The following is a 9,436-nucleotide window of genomic DNA, read 5'->3' on the forward strand; positions in this document are numbered from 1 at the left end:
CACCTCCCATTTCACAGCTTTTTCCAGATGTATTCCCTCCACGCTTCCCTGTATGGCATCCAGCCCCGCACAAAGTCCGCCATCCATTCCGCGTGGTTTCGTCCTATCCCCTCTGACATCATCAGCTTAATAAACCGCTTCCGGCTCTGGCACCGCCAGCGCTTCGGCGTTTTGACCGTCATCGTAAATTCCACACACCGGAACACGTCTAAGCCCTTCGGCGGTTCAGTCGCTTCATCCGGCACCGTGATTTCCGCCAGCGCGATTTCTCCCCGCGCAATCGGTGTGTCGCCCAGGAATAGCGTAAATGCGTTCGGATCAAACTTGTTTTCCGGTCCCATCGTCCCCATCCTTTCCCCGTATCTTTGGACACCACGCTGGGACATATGGGAAAAACCGTTCCGTGCCCATGTGATATCCCCGGTACGGCCCCGACGCAAAGCAACGAAACGCCGTGAACGTTTCTTTGTAGCTTCCCTTTACCGTCCACGGCGATCCCCGTATGTACTCACAGCCCTCGCAGGTCCGGGAGAAGTCCGCGCCCACGCTCACGGCTTGTCCATTTCCGCCCGCAGGCTATCCTTTATGTAGTAGTCCAGTCCTCGCGTTCGGCAAATCCTTTCGGCTTCCCGGCCAAACTGCGCCCAGTTGATGTCCGACTGGTGGTAGTTCAGCTTCCCGATTTTCACCCGCACACCCACGCCAATCAAGGAAAGCATGGTCAAAACAAAGTCCTGGTGTATGACCGGCTCAAAGGAAACCCACTTTCTGCACGGGGCGTTCTGCATAATCCCCAGCCTTTGCCCCTCCGGTATTGCCCCCGGTTCTTGGCTTTCGTGGTCCGCTCCGCTGATAGTCACGCCGTACCAATCGCCGCCATCCAGCAGGTCAAAGTCCCGGCTCCCGTCGCCCTTGGTCAAAATCTGGACGTGGTTGCCGTACTCCTTCAACGTCTGAATGACCTCCCGCGTGGCCGTCGTGTCGTGGCCGGTGGGATACGGGTCACAGGTGAAGCACAGGTGGACCAGCTTCCCAGTGATTTTCTCTCGCTCCAACTTCCGCCGCAGCTCGGTCACGATGTCCTTGCGCGGTCCCACGCAGGAGTGAAACGCCTCCCGGTCCCGATGCAGTACGCCGGGCGCAAAACAGTAATAGCAGCGGTGGGGGCATCCGGTATAGATGTTCACGGCGTAGTCGCCGTACTCCGCCGCCGCGCCCCTCGGTTTGTAGATAGTGTTCATATCTGGCCTTCTCCTCTAAAAGCTACAGTCACACGGTATCTCTAATTGTTCCTCCGGTATTGCCTCCCGGACTTCCTTCCAGAATAGGGCGCTTTTTGTCTTATCCGTTGGAATAATGTGGAGGATATCGCGCATTTCCTGGAACTTCGGTTCAAGTTCTTTCAGGTAAGCGCCCTTGATGATGCTGTATCCGATTTCCGCCTCCGCCGCCTTTGCCTCTTCCCAAATATCCGGGCGCAGGCAGTACACGCAATACCAGTGCTGTTTCCCGGCTTTCAAACACCCGATGCAGTTTGCGTGCTTATAGGTCGCATAGGTGCTGGGCCTCTCTATTCCCACTTCCTCTGTCGCCCAAATCGTCCTCGCCCAGTCTGCCAGCGGGAACACAGCTTTGTATCCCATGGCGTTCATAATGTCGCTTCTTCGGTTCATTCTGTTGGTTTCATCTGCGTCAAATCCGTATATTACCCAGTCTCCGCGCTCTCCGTTTTCCTCCAGCCACTTATAAAACGGCTCTGTTTTTAGCCTGCTGGTGCAGAACGCCGGTCTGTTGTACGCCTTAAACGCCTTATTTGCCACGGCAACAGCCAGCGGCGGGGTCGTCTCCCACCCCGGCATATTGGCATAGGTGATAGGCAGTCCGATATACTCCGCCACTTCCAGTTTGAACCGCTTGATGTCCTCATGCTCAACGTGTGGCGAAATGTCGTGGTTAAGAAGCACCATTCCATCTTTCCCGCATTTCCTCGCTGTCTCAATCGCTGCCAACGCAGAGGAATGTCCACCGCTGAAACATACGATTTTCTTTCCCGGCTTGCAGGTTTCCGCCATGCTTACCGCCCCTTCTCCCACACTTCGTCAATGAGCTTGTGGCACGGCTCCGGCCCTCCGCCGGACACCCATTGCTCCAGCGCCTCGCGCTTCTCTTGGCGCTCGTACTTTTCCATCACGTCGTAGTCCGGCTCCAGCGTCTCCCGGTTGAAATAGCCGATGCAGGTATGGCTTGCCGTACACAGCGCCACATGGGCCTCAATACACCCACTCATTCTCATATCTGGCCGAATGGAGACGACAAGGTTTTCTAGCTCCATCCTGAAAAACCCTTCCAGGCACGTCCCCCGGTCCGGCTCCAGGCCCTTTGCCGTCCCGAACTCCTGGACGGCCAGCTTCCTGGCCGTCGCCAGCGTCAGTCGAAAGCCTCCGGGATAGATCTTTTTAGGCATTGCCTCCCGCTCCTTCCTGTTCAATGTCCCTCTGCAAGCGGGATATCAAGCCCATCTGCACCGATAGGGCTTCATCTCCGGTCTTGCCTTATGGGTGGCACGCGCCAGATATTCGGCAATGGCCTCCTCGGTAATCCACACTTTGCTTCCCGGCTTTCTTTGTATGTAGGCAAGCCTCCCGGTGGTCCGCTCCAGGTCCAGCGTGGGCAGCGACATACCCAGCCGCTCCGCCGCCTCTTTTCGGGTCAAAAGCTTCATAAGTTTTTCCTCCTTGTCAGTCCACAGAAGGATGTGATATAATCCAACAGTGGCCTTTTGTTGGTTTTCGTTAGGCCGCTTGCCCTGTCAGGTGCCCCCGCACCTGACAGGGCATTTTTGCTGTCCATGCCGCCGTAGCCTGCCCTCCCTTCTGCCGCCTGGGGCAGTTTTTTTATGCGCTCGCCTCTTCCTGGTTGACAATGTACTCTAACGAGACGCCAAAAACCCCTGACATCTTCACAGCAAGAGCAATGTCCAGTTTTTGCTGGCGCTCCCCGCGCTCAATCATGGAATAGTAGCTTTCCGAAATGCCAAGTTGAGTCGCAGCCGCCTTCATGGTGAGTCCACAGCATTTTCTCGCCTTTTCCATCCAACTCCGCATCTTCTCACCTCATAACTTCACGTTTTGTTAAGTACAAGTCCATACTACAATAAACTTCACGTATTGTCAAGCTATTTCTGCTCGTTTTGTTAAGTTTTGTTTTTGATGGTTTACTTCACAGTTTGTAAAGTCTATAATTCTAACATAAAGGAGAGGTGTTGATATGAAAATGCTTCGCGCAACAAGAAAGTCGAAAGGGCTGACCATGAAAGAGCTCGGGGAGAAGGTCGGCGTTTCCGAAAGTGCTATCTCGCAGTACGAAACAGGAAAGCGAGAGGCCGACTTTGAAACGCTCCTAAAAATCGGGGAAGTTCTTGACTGCTCAATAGACTACCTCCTTCGGGGTGAAGAACAAAAAAAGAAGCCCGCCCCCACGGACGGGGACGGGCTGGACGATATGGACAGATGCTTACTGGGGTTTATTCAGGCAATGACGCCAGATCAGAAGCAGCTTCTTCTTGCCCAGATGCAAGTATTGTTTGAGCAAGGCAAATGACCTCTGCTTTCTGCTTTTGGGACAGGCTCTGAAATAGAGCCAGAATTACTTCATCTATTTCTTCCATAGTCTTTCCTTTCCGCCCCGGCGCCTAGGCTGTGTATTTGCGCAGTTGAATCATAGCATAGGCCGAGCTTTGATTTCCAGCGCATTTCCAGGGTATTTTCGTAATTTATAAGGAAATCTGGCATCTTCGTTTATCATTCTGTGACTGGCATATCCTTAATCTTTATTAAAACGTACAATAATCTGCGCAAAAAGTTGTAGCATAGTGTCTTTCAGACGCTTATTGTGGCTTGTCCCTCTAGAATACCCCGCTCAGTTATTATGATAGGCTCATTGGTATTGGCACCCTGGCTTCTGAGATTTGTCCAGCTTTTAGGTGCCTGGAAGATGCGGATAATAGTTACGATAGTAGCCTAAACACCGCTATATCTGCGTAGATTTCCTTGATAACACTCACGTTTGTCATTTCTACATAACCCTCCTTGTTGGCATCCGGATGGGAGGTGGTATTATCGTTCTTCTATTGGTCTATTGCGCATTTTTAGAGATTCGGAGGGGACTTACCATCCCGGTTCGGTGATGATGACACGGAATGGCCGGTCATGCAGACCTCTGCGCACTTGCCGATGACGCATTCAACCATGCCGATTTCTTGATGGCACAGATTATCTAAGGGCTATTTTGATACAGAACTTCGACAACTCGATCAGGAGGGGCAGGAACTATTGGTCGACCAATCTGATACCATGGTCAGCCCTGGGAAATATATAAAGAGTGACAAGAATCAGTTGGGCAACGCGCAAGATGGATAGCAAAAAATAACCCCAGCGGAGCGTGGGACCCGGCTGTGGTAAGGAAAGGGCTGTAATTATGTTTAGTCTTCTTATTATGATGTTTGCTTTCCCTCTAATACTTGTGACTGTTTTTGTGTTACAATTCCGCCAATTTATATCTCCCGAAGGCTTTGCACAGCGCAAATACAAAACTCTGCATCAATATCAACTTCAAATATCAAGACTATCCTCGGAATTAAACAATCCCAAGACGGACATCCGCAAAAAACTGAACTGTGCGCAAGAGATTGTTGATGGTTATTCGAGATTGCAATCATTTTGCTCTCAATCGCGGGGCGGTGTGGAATGGTTTCGCAATACCTGTATTTTTCCGAGCAGTCAGGCAAAAGAGGCTGTTTCCGATTATACAACGCTACTTTCCGAATTACAGGTATTTCATACTGATTTTTTCCCCACTGTCTCCCCAGACCAGAAGATTCAGTCTGACTGGAATGTCCTCTCGTGTGATCACGATTCCTACGAGCAGCTTATCCGACAGAAACGCTCCATCAGGACGTTTCCAGTTTACATTGACCATAAAATGCGTAACGGCTTTTTCCTTTCCCATGATATGAATTCAATTTATTCTGTCTCCCTCTTTGATTGTACCTGTCCTGACCATGAAAGCCGTGTCCTTCCATGTAAACATATGTACCGTCTTTTTTATGAGCTGACAGTCGGCACCGACTACTCTCTGGATATTAATGTCACTGACTTGTACGAAGCGACCGGGTTTATAGAATTATCAGACTCAGATAAAGTGTCCTATATTAATATCGTCCGTTCCCTCTACAACAGAGGGAATCTTCCATGGACTACACATAAATCCTCCTGTGTCAACAAATCGCTTGAACTTGGATTGCTGTTGCAGTCTGATGCTGTCGATTACATTTCCCTTCTGAATCATCATACAAAGGATAAAATCATAACATCTATAAGAAAATTCGGCATAACAGACTGCTACCCAAGTTGGACAAAAACCAGGATTATTGATTATATCATAGAACACCATGAGCAATATTTGAAGAAAGAATACGCGGATTTTGTTGCGGTTGTGATTCCACCCGCTTTGGAACGTTGGTGCTCTGGTATAACTTCCGTAGTCAATTCCGAATTTCTACAGGAATGGGATCATAGATTTGAGAAATTTTTATAGCCTAGTGTGCAATAAAAATTTCCGTTCCAGCGGAACGCACAGCCCAACCGTGGGTAGAAAAAGCGGTCCGCTGCGGTGTTCAGGAATACTGGGCGGAACGCGCCGCAGAGGAGTGAAGAGGATGCCCCGCCGAAAAAAGCCCATCTATGAATTTATAGCCAGTCGAAACGAGTATAGAAAGCGGCTCAAAGGGCCCAGCGGGAATCGTATCTCCGTCTATGCTAAGACCCCTGAAGAGCTGACAGCTAAAATTGCCATCGTCCAACGGGAAATCGAGGAGGAGGTCTACCACCGGGAGAACCCAACCGTGAAGGAATACGCTGAGAAATGGCTTGCCATGCACGGCTCCCATGTCCGCACCACCACCCTGACGGACTATACCTCCAAGGTGAAAATCTATATCATCGAACCGCTGGGGGACAAGTACATGGCCGAGGTCACCCCGGACGATGTGAAAATGGCCATCGGCAAGGCCGCCCAGCAGTCCGCTTCTATCTACCGCAGCGTCCAGATGCTCTACAAGATGATCTTCGGCTCTGCTCTGGAGAGCCGCATCATTGATGAGTCGCCCTGCAAGAACCTAAACCCCCGCGGCGGCAAAACGCCGAAGGAGAAGAAGGCCCTCACCGATGAGCAGGTCGCCACTCTCCTGGACGCGGTCCGCGACCTACCCCCGTACCCCTTCATCATGCTCTGCCTCTACTCCGGCCTGCGCCGGGAGGAGGCTCTCGCCCTCCAGTGGGACAGCGTCTTCCTGGAGGGGGATGCGCCGCATATCGTTGTCTGCCGGGCCTGGCACACGGAGCACAACCGGCCGGTGATTCTGACTGACCTTAAGACGAAGGCTGCCAAGCGGACGATCCCCATCCCGCCCCAGCTGGTGGAATGCTTGAAGGAGGTCAAGGAGAATTCGGCCTCGGACTTCGTGATTGCCAACCGGGATGGGGGAGCCCTCTCGGAAACACAATGGCGCCGGGTGTGGGGCTATGTGCGAACCCGCACCGTCAGGGAGCGGACTTATTACCGCTATGTCAACGGCCAGAAGATCCCGCATACCGTAACCCCCGTCCTGGGGGAACGGGCCGCCCACAACAGCGATGTGGTGTATAGTATCGACTTCGAGGTGACACCCCATCAGCTCAGGCACACCTACATCACGAACCTGCTCCTAGCCGGCGTCGACGTCAAAACAGTGCAGGTGCTGGCGGGCCATGAGCACGCCAAGATCACGCTGGACATCTACACACACCTGACCTATAACCAGCCGAAGGATCTGATCTCGAAGGTCAACCAGGCATTTGCGAACAATCCAAAATAGTATTTTTGGGGTGCATATAAGGGTGCATTAAAAATTAAAAACTGTACAGCCGTTGAAAATACAGGACTTTTCTAGATAGGATGTAAGAAATATGGCCTCAAAGCCGCCCGCCGCGCGCCTCAGTTCTCCAAGCGCTGATATTGCTGCAAAACCCCGGAGCCACAACGGTTCCGGGGTTTTTCCGTGTAGTAAAGTCTGACAAAACAGAAGAAAGAAAAACAAGAAAGGTTGGGGTTAAAATGAGGTTAAAACGAGAGTTTGAGGTTAAGGATACTGCCCACTTCTCCCCTATTTTTTTGTCCTCTGTGTCATTTTTGTGTCCAACATTTCTCTGCCCCCAGGCTGTTCCAGAATTCGTTTCATGAATTCTAAAGTTGCTGCAGCGAGATCGTTCCTTACATAGTTCGGAATTAAGCCCACATCAATTTTGATAGTGTCCTTTTGCATAACAGTTCTCCTCAAATCTTGATTCGGCAAAGCCGGTAAGTCATTGTACCATGAATCAGTTCAATTTTTAATCCGTTGTGGCCCTTGAAATTCAGGGCTTTGCTGAATTTTTGGAACCGCTCAAAACCGGGGGAAACGGGGCCGGTAGTAACACGCAGGTAACACACCCCCGCTGCATAATTTGTGTATCGGTTTTCGATATTCTGTACCAAAATCAAGCGATGCGGTATGAATATCGCTATACTGTATCGCAAAGGAGCATGGCTATGGTTAGGATTTTACTGTCAACCCGACTTGGCGAACGACGGTTGACCCAGGCGGACCTCGCCTGAATGACGGGGATACGCAAAAACACAATAAGCGAGCTTTACAACGAGATCGCAACCCGGATCAGCCTGGACCACATCGACCTGATCTGTGAGGCGCTGGGCTGCGGTCTGACGGACCTGTTGGAGATCACGCCCAACCCGGAGCCGAGAGTAAAGACACACACCAGCGCATCCCTGCCCGATAAGGGCCGAAAATAACCAGGCTGGACCTTTGGCCCAGACGCTTTAGGCGTCCGGGCTTTTCGTTTTGTGACGCTTGTGACACTGGGAACACTCGCATATTACGCGCATACGGATTAGGCGCGTTATGCGGGTGTTCTCTCTTTAATTCGTTTAGTTCTTATTACCTACTGTCACAAGTGTCACAAACCCCCGAAAGCTATACAGCCATGCGTGTTTAGCCTGTGACAGTAGCAAAGTCACAAGCGTCACAGAAATGTGACTTTGCGCCCGCCTACCGGCCCGCCAAAAGCCCAAACGTTTGGGATTTTCAATCGGCGGGGTCCTCCACATACTCCATAATGTCCCCTGGCTGACAAGATAGCGCATGGCACAGGCTGGCAAGGGAGTCCGTTGTCACATTTCGCCCCTCCCGCAGTTTCTGGAGCGTCGTTTCGGTAATTATGTGATCCTGGCGTATGCGATAGGTAGTCAGCCCTTTTTCTTTCATTAGTGCAAAGAGCTTGTCGTATTTCATTGGCACAGCGTACCACCTCCCGCCGCTAATTATAACCGTCAACATACTACTTGCAAAGTGTTCATTTTATACATTTTTTAAGTAGTATATTGTATGGTTTACCTCTTGTGTATGCTTTCTATAAGTAGTATAATTCGTAATGCCGGGAGGGAAAGCCGAACGGCAAAAGGAGCGGCGGCCCCCGACCAAGGCAAACCGCCGCCCCGCCCCAAAAGAGGCACCGGGAAAGCCCGGCACCTCCAGAATAACAGAACGGACCCCAAAATTCAAGGAGGTACACAAAAATGATGATATCCGAGTTTATCGAGCGCACCGGGTTTCGGCCCCTCCCCTTCGAGTACGAGAAGATTGAAGAAGCCTACTATAACTTCGACGGCGACAAGGACGCTTTCTGCAAGGCTTTTGTCCAGGCCGACGGCGAGAAGAAGGTCTACCAGGCCAGGGCTGCCGAGATTGACCGGCTGAACGGCAAAATCCTGGAGATGGACCGGGCCAGCAAGCGGGACGGAGAGGAATACGAGAAGCGGATCGCCGCTCCCTGTCACCGGTAACAGAGAGCCCCTGCGGTGGTGGAGGGATAACCACCCACCCGGAGAACGCGCCCCAGGGGGGCGCAAACGGCAAACAGGGCCTTACGGCCCTCTGCGGCAACCCAGTCCTAAAATAAAAAACAGCCCTCTCCAGGAGAATATTATATCTCCCGAAAAGGGCTGGTTCCTGTTTCTGTATTCCTCTGTCTACGCCGTCTATTGCTGCGCCGCCCGCAGGAGGTACAGCAAGCCAGTGCCCAGGGCCGCAGCCAGGACGCCCGCCACTCCATACAGGAGCTTTTCCACCATGCCGTCCCAGCGTTTGGCGGGCTTCTTCTCTATGGCGTCCACCTTCCGCCCCAGATTGGTCACGTCGGTTTTAATCTCCTCCATAGTGCTGCTCTGGTGCTTCTGCTCCGCGGCCATGACCTCCACGGCGGAGGTCAGGCGCTGGAGCGTGTCCACCTTTTCGCCCATCTCATCCAGCCGGTGGGTGTTGGATTTGCTCCGGGCGTCCACC

At 51.9% G+C, this 9,436-nt stretch carries 13 protein-coding genes; 5 read left to right on the plus strand and 8 right to left on the minus strand.

From position 1 onward, the window contains the following. Positions 1–11: 11 nt before the first annotated feature. The 6 genes from D1159_RS00330 to D1159_RS00355 form a co-directional block, all read right to left on the minus strand. Positions 12–341: a hypothetical protein gene (locus D1159_RS00330; protein WP_161843713.1), complete on the minus strand. Its 330-nt coding sequence runs from the start codon at positions 339–341 to the stop codon at positions 12–14. A gap of 207 nt (positions 342–548) precedes the next feature. Beyond that, positions 549–1,241 (minus strand): hypothetical protein, encoded by a 693-nt coding sequence (locus tag D1159_RS00335; protein WP_161843714.1) that lies wholly within the window; start codon positions 1,239–1,241, stop codon positions 549–551. A gap of 15 nt (positions 1,242–1,256) precedes the next feature. Continuing rightward, complete coding sequence (locus D1159_RS00340; protein WP_161843715.1) at positions 1,257–2,072, minus strand: hypothetical protein; 816 nt, start codon at positions 2,070–2,072, stop codon at positions 1,257–1,259. Positions 2,073–2,074: 2 nt separating this feature from the next. Beyond that, complete coding sequence (locus D1159_RS00345; protein WP_161843716.1) at positions 2,075–2,464, minus strand: hypothetical protein; 390 nt, start codon at positions 2,462–2,464, stop codon at positions 2,075–2,077. 45 nt (positions 2,465–2,509) lie between these two features. Continuing rightward, on the minus strand, positions 2,510–2,722 hold the full coding sequence (locus tag D1159_RS00350; protein WP_161843717.1) for a helix-turn-helix domain-containing protein: 213 nt from the start codon (positions 2,720–2,722) through the stop codon (positions 2,510–2,512). 172 nt (positions 2,723–2,894) lie between these two features. Continuing rightward, the gene (locus D1159_RS00355; RefSeq protein ID WP_161843718.1) at positions 2,895–3,092 is read right to left on the minus strand and encodes a helix-turn-helix transcriptional regulator; all 198 of its coding nucleotides are present in this window, start codon (positions 3,090–3,092) and stop codon (positions 2,895–2,897) included. Positions 3,093–3,267: 175 nt separating this feature from the next. Between D1159_RS00355 and D1159_RS00360 the strand changes: the two genes are divergently transcribed. From D1159_RS00360 to D1159_RS00375, 4 genes are all read left to right on the plus strand, one after another. Continuing rightward, positions 3,268–3,600, plus strand: coding sequence for a helix-turn-helix transcriptional regulator (locus D1159_RS00360; protein WP_161843719.1), 333 nt, complete (start codon positions 3,268–3,270; stop codon positions 3,598–3,600). 876 nt (positions 3,601–4,476) lie between these two features. Next, positions 4,477–5,595, plus strand: coding sequence for a hypothetical protein (locus D1159_RS00365; RefSeq protein ID WP_161843720.1), 1,119 nt, complete (start codon positions 4,477–4,479; stop codon positions 5,593–5,595). Positions 5,596–5,716: 121 nt separating this feature from the next. After that, positions 5,717–6,913, plus strand: coding sequence for a site-specific integrase (locus D1159_RS00370; protein WP_161843721.1), 1,197 nt, complete (start codon positions 5,717–5,719; stop codon positions 6,911–6,913). A gap of 779 nt (positions 6,914–7,692) precedes the next feature. Further along, positions 7,693–7,887, plus strand: coding sequence for a helix-turn-helix transcriptional regulator (locus tag D1159_RS00375; RefSeq protein WP_347563609.1), 195 nt, complete (start codon positions 7,693–7,695; stop codon positions 7,885–7,887). 292 nt (positions 7,888–8,179) lie between these two features. On the opposite strand, the gene D1159_RS00380 is transcribed toward D1159_RS00375, so the two are convergent. Beyond that, positions 8,180–8,386: a helix-turn-helix domain-containing protein gene (locus tag D1159_RS00380; RefSeq protein ID WP_243152034.1), complete on the minus strand. Its 207-nt coding sequence runs from the start codon at positions 8,384–8,386 to the stop codon at positions 8,180–8,182. 284 nt (positions 8,387–8,670) lie between these two features. On the opposite strand from D1159_RS00380, the gene D1159_RS00385 reads away from it, so the two are divergent. Beyond that, a complete protein-coding gene (locus D1159_RS00385) occupies positions 8,671–8,937 on the plus strand; it encodes a hypothetical protein (RefSeq protein WP_161843723.1) in 267 nt (88 codons plus the stop codon). Between the two features lie 195 nt (positions 8,938–9,132). On the opposite strand, the gene D1159_RS00390 is transcribed toward D1159_RS00385, so the two are convergent. Further along, on the minus strand, positions 9,133–9,436 hold a 304-nt coding region (locus tag D1159_RS00390; protein WP_161843724.1), incomplete at its 5' end, for a hypothetical protein.

The organism is Pseudoflavonifractor sp. 524-17, from assembly GCF_009935845.1.
In the GTDB taxonomy this organism is placed as follows: Bacteria; Bacillota; Clostridia; order Oscillospirales; family Oscillospiraceae; genus Pseudoflavonifractor_A.

Bases quoted from the DNA above. Each gene is read 5' to 3' on its own strand.
- D1159_RS00360 (WP_161843719.1), top strand. From the start codon at position 3,268: ATGAAAATGCTTCGCGCAACAAGAAAGTCGAAAGGGCTGACCATGAAA.
- D1159_RS00350 (WP_161843717.1), bottom strand. From the start codon at position 2,722: ATGAAGCTTTTGACCCGAAAAGAGGCGGCGGAGCGGCTGGGTATGTCG.
- D1159_RS00355 (WP_161843718.1), bottom strand. From the start codon at position 3,092: ATGGAAAAGGCGAGAAAATGCTGTGGACTCACCATGAAGGCGGCTGCG.
- D1159_RS00385 (WP_161843723.1), top strand. From the start codon at position 8,671: ATGATGATATCCGAGTTTATCGAGCGCACCGGGTTTCGGCCCCTCCCC.
- D1159_RS00380 (WP_243152034.1), bottom strand. From the start codon at position 8,386: ATGAAATACGACAAGCTCTTTGCACTAATGAAAGAAAAAGGGCTGACT.
- D1159_RS00365 (WP_161843720.1), top strand. From the start codon at position 4,477: ATGTTTAGTCTTCTTATTATGATGTTTGCTTTCCCTCTAATACTTGTG.
- D1159_RS00330 (WP_161843713.1), bottom strand. From the start codon at position 341: ATGGGACCGGAAAACAAGTTTGATCCGAACGCATTTACGCTATTCCTG.
- D1159_RS00340 (WP_161843715.1), bottom strand. From the start codon at position 2,072: ATGGCGGAAACCTGCAAGCCGGGAAAGAAAATCGTATGTTTCAGCGGT.
- D1159_RS00375 (WP_347563609.1), top strand. From the start codon at position 7,693: ATGACGGGGATACGCAAAAACACAATAAGCGAGCTTTACAACGAGATC.
- D1159_RS00345 (WP_161843716.1), bottom strand. From the start codon at position 2,464: ATGCCTAAAAAGATCTATCCCGGAGGCTTTCGACTGACGCTGGCGACG.
- D1159_RS00335 (WP_161843714.1), bottom strand. From the start codon at position 1,241: ATGAACACTATCTACAAACCGAGGGGCGCGGCGGCGGAGTACGGCGAC.
- D1159_RS00370 (WP_161843721.1), top strand. From the start codon at position 5,717: ATGCCCCGCCGAAAAAAGCCCATCTATGAATTTATAGCCAGTCGAAAC.